The sequence below is a fragment of the Nocardia araoensis NBRC 100135 genome (genome assembly GCF_000308435.1).
Lineage (GTDB): Bacteria > Actinomycetota > Actinomycetes > Mycobacteriales > Mycobacteriaceae > Nocardia > Nocardia araoensis.
Genome location: NZ_BAFR01000200.1, coordinates 1 through 22,196 on the forward strand (window position 1 = coordinate 1; position 22,196 = coordinate 22,196).

Annotated in this window: 7 protein-coding genes and 2 pseudogenes; 2 read left to right on the forward strand and 7 right to left on the reverse strand. The window is 70.7% G+C overall.

Translation table 11 applies throughout. From position 1 onward, the window contains the following. The 7 genes and pseudogenes from ON21_RS25900 to mftA all read right to left on the reverse strand — a co-directional run. The coding region (locus ON21_RS25900) for a non-ribosomal peptide synthetase (protein ID WP_039801867.1) at positions 1 to 14,149 on the reverse strand (14,149 nt) is incomplete at its 3' end. 391 nt (positions 14,150 to 14,540) lie between these two features. After that, on the reverse strand, positions 14,541 to 15,911 hold the full coding sequence (locus tag ON21_RS25905; protein ID WP_039801869.1) for a GAF domain-containing protein: 1,371 nt from the start codon (positions 15,909 to 15,911) through the stop codon (positions 14,541 to 14,543). A 125-nt stretch (positions 15,912 to 16,036) separates the two neighbouring features. Beyond that, the gene (mftG, locus tag ON21_RS25910; RefSeq protein ID WP_039801871.1) at positions 16,037 to 17,488 is read right to left on the reverse strand and encodes a mycofactocin dehydrogenase MftG; all 1,452 of its coding nucleotides are present in this window, start codon (positions 17,486 to 17,488) and stop codon (positions 16,037 to 16,039) included. A 100-nt stretch (positions 17,489 to 17,588) separates the two neighbouring features. Beyond that, positions 17,589 to 18,989 carry a mycofactocin biosynthesis glycosyltransferase MftF gene (gene mftF / locus ON21_RS25915; protein ID WP_039801873.1) on the reverse strand — a complete coding sequence of 467 codons (1,401 nt, stop codon included), beginning with the start codon at positions 18,987 to 18,989 and terminating at the stop codon, positions 17,589 to 17,591. Positions 18,990 to 19,220: 231 nt separating this feature from the next. Continuing rightward, positions 19,221 to 20,528: a mycofactocin radical SAM maturase gene (gene mftC / locus ON21_RS25920; RefSeq protein WP_373281155.1), complete on the reverse strand. Its 1,308-nt coding sequence runs from the start codon at positions 20,526 to 20,528 to the stop codon at positions 19,221 to 19,223. 51 nt (positions 20,529 to 20,579) lie between these two features. Next, positions 20,580 to 20,774 (reverse strand): annotated as a pseudogene (mftB, locus tag ON21_RS40840) (mycofactocin biosynthesis chaperone MftB); the annotation flags it as partial. Between the two features lie 16 nt (positions 20,775 to 20,790). Then, positions 20,791 to 20,889, reverse strand: a complete 99-nt coding sequence (gene mftA / locus ON21_RS38720; RefSeq protein WP_157170973.1) for a mycofactocin precursor MftA — start codon at positions 20,887 to 20,889, stop codon at positions 20,791 to 20,793. A 390-nt stretch (positions 20,890 to 21,279) separates the two neighbouring features. Here mftA and mftR2 point away from each other — a divergent pair, with 390 nt between their 5' ends. Both mftR2 and ON21_RS25930 read left to right on the forward strand, forming a co-directional pair. Then, positions 21,280 to 21,918 carry a mycofactocin system transcriptional regulator MftR2 gene (gene mftR2, locus ON21_RS25925; RefSeq protein ID WP_051021356.1) on the forward strand — a complete coding sequence of 213 codons (639 nt, stop codon included), beginning with the start codon at positions 21,280 to 21,282 and terminating at the stop codon, positions 21,916 to 21,918. A gap of 61 nt (positions 21,919 to 21,979) precedes the next feature. Continuing rightward, a pseudogene (locus ON21_RS25930) lies at positions 21,980 to 22,196 on the forward strand (3-ketosteroid-9-alpha-hydroxylase); the annotation flags it as partial.

The window sequence follows — 22,196 nt, forward strand, 5'->3', positions numbered from 1 at the left end:
ACCGGAACGCGGTCGCCCACTCGAACAGATCGGTGGCGTAGCGCAGCGACAGCTCGATGCCGTCGGGCGCGCCGTCGGCGTCGTAGGCGTCCACCGCGAACAGGTGCAGGTCGAATTGCGCGACGCCGTTGTCGAAGTCGAACTCGCGGACGTCGAGGTCGGGCAGCCGCAGCTGTGCGCGCTCATGGTTCTGGAACGAGTAGCCGACCTGGAACAGCGGGTGTCGTGCGGTGGAGCGCGCCGGGTTGAGTACTTCCACCAGACGTTCGAACGGCACGGTCGCGTGCTCGAGCGCCGCCAGGTCGGCGGCCCGCGTCCGGGCCAGGAGTCCGGCGAACGATTCGCCGCCGTCGACACCGACGCGCAACACGAGGGTGTTGACGAACATCCCGATCACGTCGTCCAGTTCGGCCGCGCCGCGTCCGGCCACCGGCGTGCCGATCGCGATGTCGCCTGCGCCCGACCACCGCGCGAGCAGCACCGCGAACGCGGTGTGCACCACCATGAACAGCGTCGCGCCGTGCCTGCGGCCGAGGGCCGCGAGATCCGCGTGCAGCCGCGCGCCGATCGTCAGCGGAACCTTGTCCCCGCGCGAGGTCCGCTTCGGGGGGCGGGGGCGGTCGGTGGGCAGCGCCAGTTGATCCGGCAGTCCGGCGAGTGTCCTGTTCCAGAATCGGATCTCGCGGGCCGCCACCGAGTCGGGGTCGTCCTCGGCGCCGAGCAGTTCGCGTTGCCACAGTGCGTAATCGGCGTACTGCACGGTCAGCGGCGTCCACTCCGGCGCGACACCGCCACGGCGCGCGGTGTAGGCGGCCATCAGGTCTCGCACGAACGGCGCGACCGAGGAGCCGTCGGCGGCGATGTGATGCAGCACCGCCGCCAACACGAATTCGGGCCGCGGGGCCGTGCGGACCACGCGGAACAGGCGTATCCGCACCGGGATCTCGGCGGTGACGTCGAAGGTCGCCTCCGCCAGCTCCCTGATCCGCTGCGGCATCTCGTCTTCCGGGACATCGATCGGCCGCAACTCGGGAATGACGGCGGGTTCGACGAGCTGCACCGGTTCGCCGTCGATCTCCGGGTAGCGGGTGCGCAGCGCCTCGTGCCTGGCGATCACGTCACCGAGCGCGGCGTGTAACGCGGGCACGTCCAGCCGCCCGGACAGCCGCAGCGCCACCGGGATGTTGTAGGCGGTGGAGGACCCGTCGAACCGATTGAGGAACCACATGCGCTGCTGCGCGGGCGAGAGCGGGATCCGCTCCGGACGCGCCGCCGCCACCAGCGCGGGCCGGGTGCCTCCCATGGCCACCGCGCTCACCGCCGCCGCGAGGTCCGCGACCCGGGGAGCTTCGAACAGCGCCCGCACACCGACCGTCCGGCCCAGCGCCGCGCCGATCCGGGTGACCGCTTTCGCGGCCAGCAGGGAGCTGCCGCCCAGCGCGAAGAAGTCGTCGTCGGCGCCGACGGCGTGTTCCGCGCCGAGCACGTCGGCGAACACCTCGGCCACGATCCGTTCGCTCGGTGTGGACGGCGCTCGGTAGGCGGTCGATTGGAACCGTGGCGCGGGCAGCGCGGCGCGGTCCAGCTTGCCGTTGACCGTCAACGGGATGCGCGGCACCGCGACGATCGCGGCGGGCAGCATGTGCTCGGGCAGCCGATACACCAAGGCTTGGCGCAGCGCGGCGGTGTCGATCGAGTCGTCCGCGGCCACCACGTACGCGACGATGCGCGGTTCGTCCACCAGGTCGGTGCGCACCACCACGGCCGCTTCCCGGACCGCGTCGCACGCCTCCAGCAGCGCGGCCTCGATCTCACCGAGTTCGACGCGGAAGCCGCGCAGGTTCACCTGCTGATCCGCGCGCCCGAGGTACTCCAGCTCGCCGTCGGCCGTCCAGCGGGCCAGATCGCCGGAGCGATAGGTGAGCGATCCGTCGCCCGCGTACGGGTCCGCGACGAAGCGGCCCGCGGTCAGGGCGGGACGGCGCAAGTAGCCGCGTGCCAATTGGCCGCCGGAGACGTAGATCTCACCGGGCACGCCCACCGGAACCGGCCGCAACCGGTCGTCGAGCAGGCGAACGGTCAGCCCGGGCAGCCCCGCGCCGATCACGCTCGCGGAGCCGGTGTGCCCGTCGATCTCGCGATAGGACACGTGCACCGTTGTCTCGGTGATGCCGTACATGTTCACCAGACGGGGCGCGTCCTGGTAGCGGGCGAACCAACCGGCCAGGCGCTGCGGCTCCAGCGCCTCGCCGCCGAAGACGACGGTGCGCAACGCGAACGCGGCGGGTTCCGGCTCGGCCAGATCGGCGGCGACGAGCTGGTAGAACGCCGACGGCGTCTGGTTGAGCACGGTGACCCGCTCGGCGATCAGCAGCTCACGGAACTGCCGGGGCGAGCGCGAGGTGTAGTAGTCGACCACCACCACCGTCGCGCCGGACAGCAGCGAGCCCCACAGTTCCCATACCGAGAAGTCGAAGGCGTAGGAGTGGAACAGCGTCCACACGTCCGCCGGGCCGAAGCCGAAGCGCCGCCGCGTGTTGTCCAGCAGCCGCAGCACGTTGCGGTGCGGCACCACGACGCCTTTGGGCCTGCCGGTGGAGCCGGAGGTGTAGATGACGTAGGCCACGTGGCCGGGGCGCAGCGGTGCGCGCCGGTCGGCGTCGGAGACCGCAGCGCCGCTGAATTCCGTCAGGTTCGGCGCGGCGACATCGATCACCGGTCCGCCGAACCAGCCGCGCGGCAACTCGGTGGCCGCGCCCGCGATCGCGCAGATCGGCCGCGCGTCGTCCAGGACGTACTCGATCCGGTCGTCCGGGTAGGCCGGATCGATCGGCAGGTACCCGCCGCCCGCTTTGAGCACTGCGAGCAGCGCGACCACCAGTTCCGCCGAGCGGGGCAGCGCGACCGCCACCAGTGTTTCCGGTCCGACGCCCGCGGCGACCAACCGCCGCGCCAACCGGTTGGACCAGTCGTCGAGTTCGGCATAGGCCAGCGACCGCGCGCCGTCGCGTACCGCGACGGCGGCCGGGTCCAGCGCGGCGGCACGTGCGAAACGCTCGGCCAAGCTGCCGGCGACGTCCGCGATGCCGGCTCCGCCGACCGGCCATTCGTACAGGGCGCGATGCTGCTCCTCGGCGCTGAGCAACTGGATGTCGCCGACGACCACCGTGGGATCGGCGGCGATCGCGGCGAGCACCTGGGTGAACCGCCTGCCGAGAACCGCGATCGACGATGCGTCGAAAAGGTCGGCGGCATACCGGATCTCGACCTGCATGCCGTCGGCGCGCCCGTCCCGGTCGTTGGACTCCAGCACGGTGAACTGGAGGTCGAATTCGGCGACGGGGGCGTCGAACTCCTGCGCGCGCACCCGCAGCCCGGGCAGCTCGAGCTCGGGCAGGGCGAAGTTCTGGAAGGTCAGCGCCACCTGGAACAGCGGATGCCGGTTACGGGCGCGGGTGGGCGCGAGCAGCTCGACGAGCCGCTCGAACGGCGCGTCGGCGTGCGAGAGCGCGTCGAGGTCCTGGTCGCGCACCGCGTCCAGCACGGTCTCGAACCTGGCTCTGGAGTCGACGGCGGTGCGCAGCACCAGCGTGTTCACGAACATGCCGACGAGCCGGTCCAGCGCCGCGTCACCGCGTCCGGCGACCGGGGTGCCGATCGCGATGTCCGAGCCGCCGCACAGCCGGGCCAGCAGCACCGCCAAGGCCGCGTGCACCGTGCTGAACAGCGTGGTCTCCCGTTTGCGCGCCAGCTCGCCCAATTCGCTGTGCAGATCGGAATCGATCCGCAGGCGGTGGGTCGCGCCGCGATAGGAGGAGACCGTAGGACGCGGGCGGTCGGTGGGTAGTTCGAGTTGCTCCGGCAGGCCGTCCAGGGTGTCGCGCCAGTAGTCGAGCTGCCGTTCTACGTCGGCGAGATCGGCCTGCCAGAGCGTGTAGTCGGCGTACTGCACCGGCAGGGGGTCCCACGCGGGAGCGACGGACGCCCGGCGCGCCGAGTAGGCGGTCATCAGATCCTCGGCCAGCGGTCCGAGCGAGAATCCGTCCGCGGCGATGTGGTGCAGCACCAGGGCGAGCACGTACTCCGACCGTGCGCCGTCGATCACGAACAGCGCTGCGCGCAGCGGCGTCTCGGTGGTCGGATCGAAGGGCGCGGCGGCCTGCTCCCGAAGCCGGTCCGGCAGAGCGGTTTCGGTCACTCGTACGACGGGGAGGTCGGGCGCGGACTGGGGCAGGACCAGTTGTTCCGGCCCCTCCGGGCCGTCCGGGTAGACGGTGCGCAAGATCTCGTGCCGGGCGACCACATCGGCCAAGGCCGTGATCATCGCCGAGATGTCGAGGTCACCCGAGAGCCGCAGCGCGACCGGGATGCTGTCGATCGCGTCGGCGGGCCCGGCTTGCTCGTCGGCGTGGAAGCGGTTGACGAACCAGACGCGCTGCTGGGCCGGGGACAGCGGGATGCGCTCCGGCCGCGGACGCGGGCGCAGCGGGACGCGCCCGCCGTCGCCGCGCTGCGTTTCGGCGCGTGCGGCCAATGCGGCGACCGTCGGCGCGTCGAACAGCGCCCGCACCGGTATCCGGGTGTCGAGCGCGGCGCCGAGCCGGGCCGCCACCCTGGCGGCGGTGAGCGAGTTGCCGCCGAGAGTGAAGAAATCGTCGTCCAGCCCCACCCGGTCGACGCCGAGCAGTTCGCCGAACGCCGCGGCGACGAGTTTCTGCACCGGCGTCGCGGGCGCACGGAACCGCGCCGGCTCGACTGCGGGCGCAGGCAGTGCGCGACGGTCCAGCTTGCCGGAGGCATTGACCGGGAGCTCGGGCAGCACGACATAGGCCGAGGGGATCATGTACGCCGGTAGTCGCCGGGTGAGCGTCGCTTCGAGCGCGCCGAGATCGAGATCGGCGCCGGATGTGGGGACCAGGTAGGCGACGAGCCGCTGGCCGGTCCCGGCGTCGTCGCGCACGATCACCACCGCCTGGGCGATTTCCTCGAGACCCGTGAGCGCTGACTCGATCTCACCGAGTTCGATGCGCAGACCACGCAGCTTGACCTGGAAGTCGGTACGGCCCAGGTACTCCAGCTCGCCGTGCTCGGTCCACGCCACCAGGTCACCGGTGCGATACATCCGCGCGCCGGGCTCCCCGTACGGATTCGCCACGAACCGATCACTCGTCAGATCCGGGCGCGCGACGTAACCCCGTGCGAGCTGAACACCCGCGAGATACAGCTCACCCGCGACACCCACCGGCACCGGACGCAACCGCGCATCCAACACGAACACCTGCGTGTTGAACACCGGCGCACCGATCGGCACCGTCTCCGTGTCGGCGTCCACCACCTCGTGGAAAGTGACGTCGACCGCCGCTTCCGTCGGACCGTACAGGTTGTGCAGGAACGCGCCGGTCAACTCCCGCAAACGATGCGCGGGCTTGGGCGGCAACGCCTCACCCGAGGCGAACACCAGACGCAACGAAACACACTGTGCCGCAGCCGCATCCGCCACGAACACCGCCAGCATCGACGGCACGAAGTGAGTAACGGTCACCTTCTCCGCGCTGATGACCTCCGCCAGGTAGGCCGGGTCACGATGCCCGTCCGGCCTCGCCACCACCAACCGCGCACCGATCTGCAACGGCCAGAAGAACTCCCACACCGACACATCGAACGTCGCAGGCGTCTTCTGCAACACCACATCAGCGGGCGTCAACTGGTAGGCGCTCTGCATCCACACCAGGCGGTTGACGATCGCCGAATGCGAGACGGCGACACCCTTCGGGCGACCCGTCGAACCGGACGTGAAGATCACATACGCCGTATTCGACGGCGTCAGCGTGCCGAGACGATCCGCATCGGCCAGCGGTTCACCGCAGTAGTCCCCGGTGTCGAACAGGTCGATATCGAGCACCGCCCACATCCCGGCGTCCTCGCCTGCCAGGTCGAGCCCGTCCTCCGACCGGGTCAGCACACAGACCGGACCCACCGTCCGCAGCATGTCGGCGACTCGCTCGGCCGGATGCTCCGGATCGATCGGTACGTAAGCTCCCCCGGCCGCGAGCACCGCGTACAGGGCCACCACGAGATCGACCGACCGCCGCATGCCCACCGCCACCGACTGGTCCGGCCGCACACCGACCGACACCAGCAGCCTGGCCAACCGGTGCACCCGGATCGCGAACTCGGCGTAGGTCAGCGATTCGCCGTCGCAGCTCACCGCCATCGCTTCGGGCGTCCGCGTCGCCTGCGCCTCGAACAGCGCCACGAGCGTCGCGGCCGGATCCACGGGGTGGCGGGTGGCATTCCAGGTGTCGAGGATGCGGGCCCGTTCCCCTGGGCTCAGCACGTCGATCGCGCCGACGGGCACCTCCGGATCGGCGGCCACCGCGTCGAGTACCCGGCGCAAGCGCCGTGCGAACGACGCGACGGTGGCGGGATCGAACAGATCGGTCGCGTACTCGAAGACGGCGGCGAGACCGGAACCGTCCACCGCCTCCGCAACGGACAGATGCAGGTCGAATTTCGCTGTCCCCGTGTCGATATCGAGCCCGGATACGGTCAGGCCGGGCAGCTCGAGTTCGGTGCGTGCGGTGTTCTGCAAATCCAGCATGACCTGGAACAGCGGATGTCTGGCCGCCGACCGCTCCGGCGCGAGCACCTCGACCAAGCGCTCGAACGGTGCGTCGGCGTGGGCGAAGGCGGCCAGATCGCGATCGCGCACCGCCGCGACCAGGCCGGTGAACGGCAGCTCGGACCGGACGTCGGCGCGCAGCACGACGGTGTTGACGAACATGCCGACCAACTCGTCGAGCGCACGTTCACCGCGACCGGCTACCGGGGTGCCGATCACGATGTCCTGCTGCCCGGACAATCCGGCCAGCAGCGTGGCGAACGCCGCGTGCAACACCATGAACAGCGAGGCGTTCGCCCCGTCCGCGATCTCGCGCAACCGGCGCCGCGTCGCGGCGTCGATGGTGAAGGCGTGGCGCGCGCCGCGACCCGACGCTACGGCCGGGCGCGGTCGATCGGCGGGCAGCGTCAGCACGTCCGGCACACCGGCCAGCTCGTCCCGCCAGAACCGGATCTGCTCGGCCAGCGCCGAATCCGGATCGTTCTCCGAGCCGAGGATCTCCCGCTGCCACAACGCGTAGTCGGCGTAGTGAACGGCCAGTGGCGTCCAGTCGGGCGCCCCACCCGCGCGGCGAGCGCCATAGGCGCGCATGAGATCGCGAGTGAGCGGTGCGAGCGACCAGCCGTCCGCGCCGATGTGATGCAGAGCGACGACGAGCACATGCAGTTGTGCGCCGAGGCGCAGCAGGACCAGACGCACCGGCGGCTCGCGATCGACCTGGAAGGGCGTTGCCACCAGTTCGCGTATCCGCTCCGCCAGCCGTCGCTCGTCGATCGATTCCGTGACCAGCGCGACCCGCGACTCCTCGACCGAGAGCACCCGTTGATACGGAATACCCTCCGCCGCCGGGTAAACCGTGCGCAGGGACTCGTGCCTGGTGAGCACGTCGACCACCGCGTCCGCCAGCGCCGCCCGATCGAGCGCGCCGCACAGCCGGATGGCGGCGACCAGATTGTCGGCCACCGAGGCCGCGTCGAACTGGTTCAGGAACCACATGCGCTGCTGCGCGTAGGACAGCGGAACCAGCGTGGGGCGAACCCGGGCGACCAGCGGCATCCGTTCCCGCGCCCGGCCGCCGCCGGACAGCTGCGCGGCCAGCGCCGCCACGGTCGGATACTCGAACAGCGCCCGCACCGGCACCTCGGTGTCCAGCGCGTCCGCCAGGCGGGCCGCGATCTGCGTGGCGACCAGCGAATTACCGCCCAGTGCGAAGAAATCGTCGTCCGAGCCGACCTGGTCGACGCCGAGCACCTGCCCGAACACCGCCGCGACGGTCCGCTCCTCCGGCGTGCCGGGCGCACGGAAGGTCTTGGTGACCGGAGCCGGGTCGGGCAGCGCCTTACGGTCGAGCTTGCCGGAGGGAGTCAGTGGCATCGCGGTCAGCGGGACGTAGGCGGTGGGCACCATGTACGAAGGCAGCACCAGGCGCAACCGCTGCTCCAGCTCGGCGGCGAGCCGATCGGGCGCGATCGCGCCGACCACGTAGGCGGCCAGCATCTCGCCCGATGGCTGCGCGACGACCCGCACCGCGGCCGCGCGCACGTCCTCCATGGCGAGCAGGGCGGCCTCGATCTCGCCGAGCTCGATCCGCTGCCCGCGCAGTTTCACCTGGAAATCACCGCGGCCCAAGTACTCCAGCGCGCCGTCGCGGCGGCGGCGCACCAGATCCCCGGTCCGATACATCCGGCTGCCCGCCGGTCCGTACGGGTCGGCGACGAAACGCTCCGCGCTCAGGTCGGCGCGACCGTGGTAGCCGCGGGCCAGCTGCACGCCGGACAGGTACAACTCGCCGATCACGGCGTCCGGTACCGGCCGCAACCGTTCGTCCAGGACCACGGCCCGGCTGCCCGGCACCGGACGTCCGATCGGCGCGGGACCGCTCGCGGCCGAATTCACGGGGGCGTAGGTGGCATGCACGGTGAACTCGGTAGGCCCGTAGAGGTTGTGCAGCCGCGCGCGGCTCACCGCGGCGAACGCGGCCGCGGCCTCGCCGGTCATCGCCTCCCCCGCGACCAGCACGGTGCGCAAGGACGCGATGTCCTCCGGCGCGGCAGCGTCGGCGAACACCGTGAGCATCGACGGAACGAAGGAGGTCATCGTGGCCCCGTGCGCGGCGATGGTCGCGGCGAGATACCGGGGATCGCGGTGCCCGTCGTGGTCGGCGGCCACGATCCGTGCGCCACGGGTGAGCGGCGCGAACAGCTCCCACACCGACACGTCGAAGGTGGCCGGTGTCTTGAACAGCACGACATCGTTCGCGTCGATCCGGTATTCGTCCGCGATCCACCTGATCTGGTTCACGGCCGCATCGTGCTGCACCGCAACCCCTTTGGGGCGGCCGGTGGAACCGGAGGTGAAGATGACGTACGCGGTGCAGGACGCGTGCAAGGGGGCGAGGCGATGTGCGTCGCCGACCGGCGCGTCGGAGTATTCGGCGACCTCGGGACCGTCAACCGCGACGATCCGCGTCGCGGGAAGCTCCGCGAGCGCGCACCGCTCGGCGAATTCCGAGACGTCCCGAGTTCGGGTCAGCACGCACACCGGGCGCGCCGCTTCGATCACCTGAGCGATGCGGGCCGCGGGCTGGTCCGGGTCCACCGGCACATACCCGCCCCCGGCGGTGAGCACCGCGTACGCGGCCACCACGAGATCCACCGAACGCCGCAGGCCGAGCACGACCAGCCGCTCGGGTCCCACACCCGCGACGATCAGCCGACGCGCCAGCCGGTTGACCGCGCCCGCGAACTCCGCATAGGTCAGCCGCCGCTCGGCGTCGAGCACGGCGACCGCGTGCGGGGTGCGGCGCACCTGTTCCTCGAAGGCGGCGAGCAACGTCTCCGCCGAATCCTGGGCGCCGGCGCAGGCCTGCCCCGCCGCGAGGACGCGCGCTCGCTCGGCAGGGTCCAGAAGCGGCAGATCGCGCACCGCGATTCCGGGATCGGTGGTGATCGCCCACAGGAAGCCGATCAGCTTGCCCGCGTAACCCGCGATGGTGGCTTCGTCGAAGAGATCCGTGGCGTAGGTGAATTCCGCGGGAACCCCCGCCGGTACCGAACCTTCCCCGTGTCCGGCACCGGCGGCGTTCTCGGTGACCGTGAGCTGGAGATCCAGCTTGGTCACTCCGGTGTCCAGGGTACTGGTGGCGACCGACAGTTCGGGTAGTTCGAAGGCGATTGCCTCGGCATTGTCGAAGGCGAGCAGCACTTGGAACAGCGGGTGACGCGCCTGCGAGCGCGGCGGATCCAGTGCCGCCACCACCCGCTCGAACGGCAGTTCGGCATGGCCGAAAGCGGCGAGGTCGCCCTCGCGGACCCGCGCCAGCAGCGCGGTGAACGGCTCGCAGGCGTCCAGCCTGGTCCGCAGCGCCAGGGTGTTGACGAACATGCCGATCAGGTCGTCGAGCGCGCGGTCGCCCCGGCCGCCGACCGGGGTGCCGATCACGATGTCGTCGCCGCCGGACAGCCGCGCCAGCAGCGCAGCGAGCGCGGCGTGCGTCAGCATGAAGGTCGAAACGCCCTGCGCGCGGGCCAGTTCGCGCATCCGGGCGACCAGTTCTCCGGGCAGCTCGAAGCCGAACACCGCGCCGCGACCGGAGGCGACCGCGGGGCGGGGCCGGTCGGCGGGCAGGTCGAGCTGGTCGGGCGCGCCCGCCAGCGCGTCGGTCCAGAACGACAACCGAGCGGCCGCGAACGAATCGTCGGCGGAGCCGAGCAGCTCCTGCTGCCAGAGACTGTAGTCGGCGTACTGCACCGGCAGCGGGGCCAATGCGGGCGCGCTGCCGCCACGGCGGGCCCCGTACGCGGTCATCACGTCGCGAGCGAGCACGCGCAGCGAGAGCCCGTCGGCGGCGATGTGGTGCAGAACCAGCGCGAGCGCGTGACTGCCGTCGTCCACCGCGAAGATCGCGGCCCGGATCGGGATCTCGCGTTCCAGGTCGAAGCCACCGGCGGCGAACGCGCGCAGGCGCCCGTCGAGTTCGGCGGCGCGAATCGACTCCGGCGCGCCCGCCACCTCCGCCACGGACAACACCACCTGCCGTGCGGCCGGACCCGCGCCGTCGCCGGGCAGCAGCGCGGGGAAGATCGTGCGCAGCACCTCGTGCCGGATGACCAGATCGTCGAGCGCCTGCCGCAGCGCGGTGACGTCCACCGTGCCGCGCAGCCGCACCACGAACGGCATGTTGTAGCTCGCGCCCGCCCGCTCGAACCGGTTGAGGAACCAGATGCGCTGCTGCGCCGGAGCAAGCGGAACCAGCGGCGGCCGTGGCCGTGCCCGCAGCTGCGCGACCAAGGACGCGCCGCCGGATCCACCGGCCCGCTCGACCAGTCCGGCGAGTTCGGCCACCGTGCAGGCGGCGAACACGTCGCGGACTCCGAGCGGGCAGTTCAGGTCGGCGGACAGCCGAGCGGCGACCTGCGTGGCCACCAAGCTGTTTCCGCCGAGTGCGAAGAAGTCGTCGTCGCGACCGACCAGCTTGTTACCGAGCACCTCGGCGAACACCTGCGCGACCGCCCGCTCCACCGGGGTGGCGGGCGCGGTGTAGCCCGGCGAAACCCTGCTCGGGGCGGGGAGAGCGGCGCGATCCAGTTTCCCGGAGGCGTTCACCGGCAACGTGTCGAGCACGACGTAGGCGGACGGCACCATATAGCCGGGCAGTGCCTCGGCCGCCGCGGCGCGCAGCTGCTCCGGCCGCACCGCGCCCGGCTGCGCCGCCACGACGTAGGCCACCAATCGCGGGCCGACGCCCGCGTCGTCGCGCACCACGACCACCGCGCGGGCCACCGCATCCACCCTGGCGAGCACGGCCTCGATCTCGCCCGGTTCGATGCGCAGGCCGCGCAACTTCACCTGGAAGTCCGTGCGCCCGACGTACTCCAGCTCGCCGTGCGTGGTCCATCGCACCAGGTCACCGGTGCGATACATCCGGTCCCCCGCCCGCGCGGGGCCGCCGAAAGGGTCGGCTACGAACCGCGCCGCGGTCAGTTCCGGTCGCGCTACGTAGCCCCGGGCGAGCTGTACCCCCGACAGATACAGCTCACCCGGAGCCCCGACCGGCACCGGCCGAAGCCGCGAGTCGAGAACATAGAGCCTGGTGTTGAACACCGGCGCGCCGATCGGCACCGAGAGGGTATCGGTGTCGGCGACTTCGTGAAAGGTGACGTCGACCGCTGCTTCCGTCGGACCGTACAGATTGTGCAGGCGAACGCCGGTCAGTGCGCGCAGCCGCTGGGCGAGCGCGGCGGGCAGGGCCTCCCCGGAGGCGAACACCGTGCGCAGCGGCGTGCGGAAGGCGATGTGCTGATCGGCGAGGAATGCCGCCAGCATCGATGGCACGAAATGCGCTGTGGTAACGCCGTATTCGTCGATGACCCGGCGCAGATAGGCGGGATCGCGGTGCCCGTCCGGCTGGGCGAGCACCAACGTCGCGCCGATCTGCGAGGGCCAGAAGAATTCCCATACCGATACGTCGAATGTGGCCGGTGTCTTCTGCAGCACAACATCGTTCGCTGCGAGTCGATACGTCTGCTGCATCCACACCAACCGGTTGACGATCGCGCGATGGCTGATCGCGACGCCCTTGGGCAGACCGGTCGATCCAGAGGTGAAGATCACATACGCCGGGTGCTCCGGCCGCAGGGCCGCGACTCGTTCCCGGTCCCATATCGGCCCAGCCCCGACCGTCTCGTCGGCCAGGTCCACCCGCACCATCGGCAGACCGGACAGCTCCGGCGGCTGCTCGTCCCCGGCGACCAGCACGCAGGCCGGACGGGCCGTGGCCAGGATGTGCGCGGTGCGCTCGGGCGGGTGGTCCGGATCCAGCGGTAGATACGCGCCGCCCGCGGCGAGCACCGCGTATATCGCGATCACCAGTTCCGGCGAGCGTGGCAAGTGCAGGGCCACCAGCGTTTCGGGCCCGACGCCGAGGGCGATCAGCCTGCGGGCGAGCCGATTGCTGCGCGCGGCGAGTTCGCGATAGGTCAGGTCCGGCGCACCGGCGGCCCGCAGCGCCACCGCGCCCGGCGTGCGGGCCGCCTGCGCCTCGAACATCGACACCAGCGTCGCCACGGGAGCGAAGCCCCCGGCGCGACCCGGCAGCTGCGCTTCCACGTCGAAACCCGTCTCGTTCCAGATCCGGGTGCTGACCTCGAGTTCCAGCTCGGTCGCGATCTCGACGGCGGCCAGCGCGGTGTCCGGCTCGGTGGCGACCAGGCGCTCCAGATACCGGAGGAACCGGGCGTGCTGCCTGGCGACGTCGTCGGCGGTGTACAGGTTCGGATTGGCCTCGAAGTCGACGTGCACCCGGTCCCGGTCGCCGTAGTAGACGTTGAGACTCAAATCCTCGACCGGACCGGTGGACAGTACGTGGTAGCGCCCCACGGTGGCGCCGAGGGTGAGGTCACTGCGGAACAGCATGATGTTGGCCAGCGGCCCGAACAGCCCGCGGTGCGCCGGTCCGGCGGCGGCTTCGGCGTCCCGCCGGATGTCCTCGTGACGGTAGCGCTGGTGGCGCAGCGCGCCCGCGACCTCGACGCGGGTGGCGCGCAGCAACGCACCCCAGCTGCCGTCCACCGGCAACCGCAGCGGCACGATGTTCGACAGCATGCCCGCCGAGCGCCGCAGCGCCGCGGTGGTGCGCCCGGTCACCGGCAGGCTCAGCACCGCCTCGTCCCGATCGGTCAGCCGCCCCAGATAGGCGGCGAACGCCGCGAGCAGCACCACCGCGAGCGTCGAATCCTCGCTCGCGGCAAGCGCGTTCATCCGGCCGACGAGATCCGTCGGGAGCGCCCGCCCGGCGATCAGGTTGGTCGCGCCGCGGGGCGCGACGCGACCGGCGAGGCTGGTGGCGCCGTCCAGTCCGGCCACCCGCGCGGCCCAGTGCGCGCGATCGGACTCGAACCTGGGGCTGCTCCGATAGGCGAGTTCGGCCTGGGTCAGCGCGGCGAGCGGCGCGGGCCGCACGGCCTCGGGTTCGGCGCCGAGCACCCGCGCGGTGTACCGCTCGGCCACCCGCGTGGTGTTGGTGAGCGCGCCGTAACCGTCCAGCACGATGTGATGGGCCCGCAGGTACCAGAAGTACCGTCGCTCGGCGACGCGCAGCACGGCGCCCGCGAACAACCGGCCGGTGCGCAGATCGACCGGTGCGCTCGCGTCCGCGCGCATCCAGGCCAGCGCCGCGGCCACCGGGTCGGCCTGGTCGCGCAGGTCGATCAGCGGAATGTCGACCGAGAGCCCGAAATCGACGCACTGGTGCGGGACGCCGCCGGACTCCCCGAGCCGCACCAGCACCGACTCGTACTCGCGGGCCGCTTCGATCGAGACTTCTTGCAGCAGAACGGCATCCAGCTCACCGCGCACGTCCACGTACTGCGCGACGTTGATCGGCACGTCCGGGTCGAGCAGCTGCGCGTACCAGACGCCGAGCTGCGCAGGCGCCAGGTCGAACGGCTCGGGTGCGGCCCGGGACGGCTCCGGCTCGACGGAACGCGGCGGCAACGCGCTGGACCCACCCAACTCCGTATCGTGCACCAGAGCCTCCTACTCGGCGGAACAGCGGCTGTCCGAACGCTTTCGAGCAGCACGAACAAGCCGCTGCACCCGGCTGCCCAGCCCGGGCGCATGGCGTCGACCACCACGTGCGATTCGATGAGAGCGCGAGCGATGCGTCAGGCACACTCGCTGTGGAAAGCCGCCGATCCTCCAACGTCATCGCCGTGGAGCGGGTACCACGGCTATGTCAGCTACGTCACACGGTCGTGATCCGTGCATTGCGAACATTAGGCGGTTCGTTAATAAAAAGGAACTATTTGCACTAAAAACTTCTGGACGCTTGTCCAACGTGGCTACCAGGGCCGGAAGTCCAGGGCAAAGCGCAATGCGCGATCACATCCGACCGCGGCGACGCCGATGGCTGTGCAGACTATGAGCCGAAACGTTGCATTCGCGTTGCATCGGCGCCGAGGCGGCGGTCCAGTACCCGGATCTTGGCCTCGATCTGCGCATACAGCGGCGAGTCACGATCGACCGTGGCCCGGTAGGCCGACCACGCCGCCGCGTCGTCGCGCCCCTCCGGGCACGCGGTCCACCGGCGCAGCACCGCCGCTTCGCCCGAAGCCAGCACCGCGGTGCGCAATCGGACTCGCAGTTCGTCGCGAATATCGATGATGCCCGGCGCGGTCGAGCGCGGCAGCACCGGCCCGGCATAGAGCCGTAATGCGGAATCGACATCACCGGAGTCGAGTGCGGCGCGCAAGGCTTCCACATCGGTTGCGACCGGAACGCGCAAACGGTAAGGCCGCGAACCGAACACCGTCGGACCGACCACCGCCCGCAACCGGGACACGGCCGCGCGGATGGTGCCGTTGTCCAGGTCGGTGTCGTCGAGCAGCAGTGCGAGATGATCGGCGCCGAGCCCCTCCGGATGTTCGGCCAGCAGCAACAGGATCTCGGCATGCCGCTGCGACAGGGGCACCCGATCGTCCGCGACGCTCAGTTGCGGCTGTCCGAGGCCGAGCACGTCGAGCGCGAGCCGCCCCGCCGGGTGCGGCTGCGCCGGGTCGCGCCTGCCCCGGCCATCCGTCCGGCGCTCGCCCGCGCGCATCGCGTTCAGCATCAGGTCCATCTCCGCGGCCGTGGCCGTGGCTTTGACCAGGGCGAGGATCTCCGGTTTCGCCACGCGGACACCGCCGGCGATCATCAGCACACCGACCAGCCTGCCGTCCGGATCGTGCACCGGGGCCGCGGCTCCGGTGATCTGGTGCATCCGGTGCAGGAAGTGTTCCGGGCCGTGGATCCACGCGGCGCGCCCGGTGCGCACCACCAAGCCGACCGCGTTCGTCCCGACGCGGCGCTCGCTCAGGTCGTCACCGGCGCGCAGACCGATCTCCGCGGCGGCCGCGACCTGCTCGGCGCCGCCGTGCACCGAGAGCACCCGGCCGAACTGATCGGCGACCACGACGATCAAACCCGTTCTGGCCGTGTCCTGTACGAGCAATTTGTCGATCAGCGGCATCAGCGCGGCGATCGGGTGGGCCTGGAAATAGCGCTGCAGGTCGGCGCCGCGCAGACCGCGGCCGTCGACCGCGTCCATCGGGTCGACACCGCCGCGCAAGCTGCGCAGCCAGGACTCCAGCACGGCGGGGCGCAGCAGACCGGCGAGGCGGGCAAGTTGATCGCCACCCGCGCCGAGATGTCCGTGCGCCTGCGCGGCGTAGACTTCGAGCGCACCGAGTTGGGCGCCCGGCTCGACGCCCGGCCGTGGGGGTCGCCCACCTGCGATGTTGCTGACCATTTGCCTTTCTTTCCGCCCCAAACTGTACCGGCGCATTCAGGGCGGGAACGGCCGATGTTCGGCTTTGTCCGCCAGGTCACACCCGGTGCGCATCCCGGCAAATTGTGACCGAACCGTCTTTCACTTCACGAGCGCAGCTGTGCCGCCGCCTTTTCCGCGATCATCATGGTCGTGGCCTGCGGTCCACGCCCCAGCGGGACCGGCACGACGGACAGATCCACCACCGACAATCCGGTTACTCCGTGCACCCGGCACTGCTCGTCCACCACGGCCGCCGCATCGTTTTCCCGGCCCATTCGGCAGGTGCCGGACAAATGTTGCGAAGTGGCGAGATTCGCGCGTAACCAGGCGTCGAGATCCGCGGGCCGCGGAATCGGATCGACCGGCCGCGCGTTCATTCGTCGCAGCAGCCCGCCCGCGGTCGCCACCGCGTCGCGCAATCGGGCCCGATCCGGTTCGGCGGTCAGATAGCGATAGTCGATGAACGGCGCGGCGTCGGGGTCGGCCGACCGCAAGCGCAGCGTTCCGGAGGACTGCGGGCGCATCAGGGTGACGCCGAGCCTGTGCACCCCCGGGGTGAACGACACGGCGTACGGCCGGATTTCGACATCGTCGACCTCGAGCACCGTCTCCAGCGGGACGGTCGGCGGTTCGGCCAGTCGCAGCAGGTAGGAGATGCCCACTTCCGGATGATCGCTGAGCCAGGAGCCGACCGGGGCGGCGTGCACGACCGGGATACCGAGTGAGCGCAGCTGTGCCGGGTCGCCGATGCCGGAGCGCAGCAGCAGCGCGGCCGACTCGATCGCACCCGCGCAGAGCACGATGCGGTCGGCCCACTCGGTGCCGCTCTCTCCGTCGCGCACGTAGTCCACGCCGACCGCCCGGGTGCCCTCGAAGCGGACCCGCGTGACCGACGTCTCCCCGGCGACGGTCAGATTCGGGCGGCCCAGCGCGGGCAGCAGATAGCCGATCGAAGGGCCGATCCGTCTGCCCTGGTCGCAATTGCACGGCACCACGCCCACCCCCTCGCCGCTGTCGGGGGCATTGAGATCGGGCACCTCGGCGAACCCGGATGCCAGGCACGCCTCCGTGAACATCGCGCTCACCGGCGCGGGATCCGAGCTGCGCAGCACGGGAATCGGGCCGCGGTCGCCGTGCCAGGGTTGCGCGCCGAAGTCCAGGTCGCGCTCGACCCGGCAGTACAGCGGAAGCACGGAGTCGAACGACCAGGCGTCCGAGCCGCCGAGCACCCGGCTCCATGCGTCGAAATCGGCCACGGTGGCACGGACGAAGTAACCGCCGTTGATCGCCCCCGAGCCGCCGATCACTCTGCCGCGCACGATGGTTGCCTGCACCGGCGGGTCGTCGGCGAGAACCACCTCGTAACGCCACAGCCACGACGCCTCCGGACCGATCGGCAGCGACGCGGCGTCCAGCAATTCGGCGGGCATCGCGTCGCGGCTGGCCCACAGTCGTCCGGCTTCGAGCAGCCGCACCGTGTGCGCCGGATCGGCGCTCAACCGCTCCGCCAGAACACACCCGGCGGTACCGCCCCCGACGATGAGCGTGTCGGCCATTCGGACTCCCGTTCAGTATCTCGGCGCGGTCCGCGTCGCCGGCGAGCGGCGCGGCGAGGGTGCGGGCAAGATCCAGGTCATCGCGGGTGATTCGGGTCGATCAGCGGGACGGTGTGGTGGGTTTCAGCGCTTCCACGCTGCGCGCGCGGAACGCGCCGAGCCAGAGGCCGGTGCCGTAGGCGATGTCGTCGAGGCGTTTGTAGACCGTGTAGCGCACGGGATCCAGCCCGCCCGCGTCGCGGTGGGTGAACCAGTCGGCCAAACCGTCCGCGACGGCCATGGTGATCGCGATCTGCCGCACCCGCCGGGAGAAAACCATCGCCAGCAGCGTGATCGGCCAGTAGTGCCTGCACATCGCCGAGGCCAGCCGCCACAGTCCGGCGAAGAAGCCGCGCGCCAAGTAGATCGCGGCGATCCGGGTCGGATTGTCCAGCCCGGCGAAGACGCGGCGCAACCGGGCCAGAGCGGTGATCAGCGTGACGATCCCGCCGAGCAGTCCCCACTTGGTGAGCGTGGCGAACAGGAACGCGGCCAGCAGCGTCCAGGACGGCACCGACAGCGGTGACACCGTTCCCGCGTGCCGCTCGCCCAGCGGCGCCGCGCCGGTGCCGTAGAAGAGCTTTCGGCCGAACCAGGCGCGGAAGCACACCCGGTGGTCGTGCGCCACGTGGGCCGCGGGCTCGTAGCGCAGCCGCCAGCCCGCCCGCTCCAGCCGCCAGCACAGGTCGACGTCCTCGGCGACGTGCATCGACTCGTCGAATCCGCCTTGCTCCAGCAACGCCCTGCGCCGCGCCAGCAGCGCCGCGCTCGGGACATAGGACACCAGCCCGCGCGAGTGCACCGCCGCCTCGCGCCTGCCCAGATCGAGCGAGGAGCGGGTGTGCTCGTAGCGCGCCAGCGCGTTGGACTCCGGGTCGAGCGCGACGATCCGCGGGGCGACCAGCGCCACCCCGGGGTCGCTGAAGTGGCCGAGCATCACTTCCAGCCACCCGCTGCGCGGCACCACGTCGGAATCCAGGAACGCGACGAAGTCGGTTGTCGCCGCCCGTAAACCCGCGTTGCGCGCGGCGGCGGGCCCCTGCTTGCGGTCGTGCCGCAGCACGGTCACCCGGCACCGGGTGCCGCGGTTGCGCGGGATTTGCACCGGCTGGTCGGAGCCGTCGTCGACCACGATGACGTTGTGCCCGCGCAGCGCGGCGAGCAACCGCGCGAGCCCCTCGGCGTTGTTGTGCAGCGGCACGATGACGGTGACGTCCTCCGGCGACGGCAGCAGCCGGGGGCGCGGGTTGGCCACTCCGGAGTCGAGCAGCCGTCTGGCAACGACAGCGGACTTCGGGTCGGTCACCTCGAGGTACCCGTCGCCGATCATCTCGGCGGCCTCCGGGGCAAGTCGCAGCAACCTGGTCGGCGAACCGCCGATCAGCACCCGCCCGCCGGAGTATGCGCGTACCCGAGGATCGATCCGCACCCCGAATCCATCGGGCAGGCGATCATGGCGCATTCCTGGCATGCTAGGCGGAGTTTCGCGGGCAGACATCAACAGTCCGGAAAAATCGGCAGAATTCCGGGCGAAACCGGCCCGCGACCGGAACCACCTCGCGCCGCACCAGATGCCGAGCGTTCGCTCGCACCCATTTCCCAGCATCCGGCAATGTCACGGCTATCGCCCGGTCGATGACCGCGCGATAGCCACACCCGTACCATCAGCGCACTTTCAGCAAAGTGAATGGCTTCACGCCAGCGGGCTCTCGTCGCAGGCCCGCGCCGGGCGGCGTTCCGGCGTGAATCCGGCCGGGCGCGTCGCGCTGAGCGTCAACGGGACCGGCCCGCCCTTGCGTCCGGCGCGCGGCGCGACCCGGCGGGAATGGTCGACCGACGAACGCGGGATCATCCGCGCCGTGTCGGCCAGCGCCGCCTCGCCGTAACCCTGCACGCATTCCGGATCAGGGCCGTCGGCGGGCAGTCCGGTGAAGAACTTCGCCGCCATGCAGCCGCCCCGGCAGGCGTCGTAATGGCTGCACGACGCGCACGCGCCGCCGCCGCTCGGCTCGCGCAGCTCCCCGAACAGCTCCGATGACCGCCATACGGCCTCGAAACCGCCGTCGGCCACGACGTTTCCGGCGCGGAACCGGTCGTGAATGGCGAAGGGGCAGGCATAGACGTCGCCAACCGGATCGACCAGGCAGACCACCCGGCCCGCGCCGCACATGTTCAGTCCCGGCAGCGCCTGGCCGAACGCCGACAGGTGGAAGAACGAGTCGCCGGTGAGCACGCCTTCCCCGTTGCGCAGCAGCCAGTCGTAGAGAACGCGCTGCTGGTCGGGCGTCGGGTGCAGCTCGTCCCACACGTCCGCACCCCGGCCGGACGGCCGCAACCTGGTCAAACGCAAGGTGGCGCCGTACCTTTCGGCGATGGCGCGGAACTGGTCGAGCTGCGCGATGTTGTGCCTGGTCGCCACCACCGACAGCTTCGCGTCCCGGAAACCCGCGGCGGCGAGGTTCTCCAGCGCGCGAATCGCCATGGCGTAGGAGCCCGGGCCGCGTACGGCGTCGTTGACCTCGGCGTCGGCGCCGTCCAGCGACACCTGCACGTCGACGTAGTCGCTGGCCGCCAGCCGGGCCGCGACCTCGGGCGTGATCCTGACCCCGTTGGTGGAGAACTTCACGCCCACGTGGTGGGCGGTCGCGTAGTCGACCAGCTCCCAGAAGTCCGGGCGCACCGTGGGCTCGCCGCCGCCGATGTTCACGTAGAACACCTGCATGCGCTCGAACTCGTCGATCAGCGCCTTGCACTGCTCGGTGCTGAGCTCGCGCGGATCGCGGCGGCCCGAGGACGACAGGCAGTGCACGCAGGACAGGTTGCAGGCGTAGGTGAGTTCCCAGGTCAGGCAGATCGGCGCGGCGAGACCGGACTCGAAGCGGTCCACCAGGCGCACCGCCGCGTCGGACGGCGGGACCACCCCCGCCGTCGACGGCGGCGCCGTGGCCGCGCTCGCGACGGAGGGCGCCGTCGGTGCGCCGGCCGGCGCACCGATGATCATGTCGGATTCGGCGAGCTGTGTCAGCGCTTTGACGTAAGTCGCCGTGCTCGCCTCCGGCACGCCCGCGGCGCGCAGGGCGGTGCGGGCCGAGGCGTGCTCCGGCAGCGAGCGGACGATCTCGACGATCCGCGGACTCTTCAGGAAGGAGAGTTTGCGCGTGCCGAAGTGGTAGAGCAGCGCGCCGAACGGCTCCGGACGCAGCGCCACTCGCGGATGCAGTTGCCAGCGGGTATCGAGATCGAGCATCGTCGTCGACCGCCCGTCAGTAGACGCCGCACATGCCGTCGATGGACACCTCTTCGATGAGGCTCTCCTCGACCAGCGGCGCCTCCTCGGCCGACCGCGCGGCGGCGGCCTCCATCCGTCCGGTGTTGTCGGTGTCTGCGTGTCCGGTGGACCCGTATTCCGGCATGGCTACCTCCGCGAGGACGATCCGTGTGCGAACTGCCCGGTGCAGTCCGTGCTCACACAATAACGTCATAAACTGACAAAACAACAGGTTTCACTTTTCGACCCCGAGGTACCGGCCGCCGCGCGTCCCGGGCACGGAGCCCATCCCGCCGCGAGCCGAGTGGAACGGGCGGCCACGCGACCGATGCCCGGCGCTCTAGACTGCGGGTGGCAAGCAGCTGAACAGAATGTGACGGGCAGCACGCCCGCAGTGGTAGAGGTGGCATGGGAGTCGGACGAATGCAGGCGAACGGGGGCGGCAGCACACCGCGGTGTGCGCATCAGGCCCGGAGGCGGAAGCTTGCGTAACCACGGAGGGCCCGCGAGCACCACGAATCGAACACTGTCGGAGTCCGAGATCGTCGAAGCCGCGCTGCGGGTGGTACGCGAGGACGGCGTGGAGAAACTGTCGATGCGGCGACTGTCGCGCGAACTCGGCGTCTCCCCGATGGCGCCCTACTACTACGTCGCCGACAAGCGCGAGCTGCTCGACCTCGTCGCGAGCGCGGCGCTCACCGGAGTACGCACGCCACCTGCCGAATCCGGGCCGTGGCAGGATCGGCTGCGCGATCTCGTCGACCAGATCGACGAGAAGCTGCGCAAGCATCGCGGCCTCGGCGACATCCTGATCGAGCAGATGCTGGGCAAACAGCTGGATCTGATCAGCGCGATCATGGACATCCTCGATTCGGCGGGATTCGGCGATCGCGACATCCTCGCCGCCTACGCGACCATCCACACCTATCTGTTCGGCCGCAGCCGGGTGAACCCGCGCGACCGATCCGCACCGGCCGACGTCACGCTGCCGCCGGTCGTCGAGCGGGCCACCCGGTACATCGGCGACCTGCGCGGACGCTACTCCTACGACTTCGGCATGGACGTGCTGATCGCCGGCCTGGAGGCCCAGCTTGTCCGCCAGGCGACGACCGACGTACGATGAAACTGAAACACGTTCTAGTTTTAGCGTCGCGGGATGCCCGTGCCAGGTTCGAGAGGACGACATGACCACTGTCGAGGTTCCCCACGGCTCGCGCTCGGTCGTGCTGCGGGTGTCCGCGGTCATCGCCGAGACGGCCGACACCCGCTCGCTGGTCTTCGACGTTCCCGACGAACTGGCCGAGAAGTTCCGTTACCAGCCGGGACAATTCCTCACCCTGCGCATCCCCAGCGACCGGACCGGTTCGGTCGCGCGCTGCTACTCGCTGGCCAGCTCGCCAT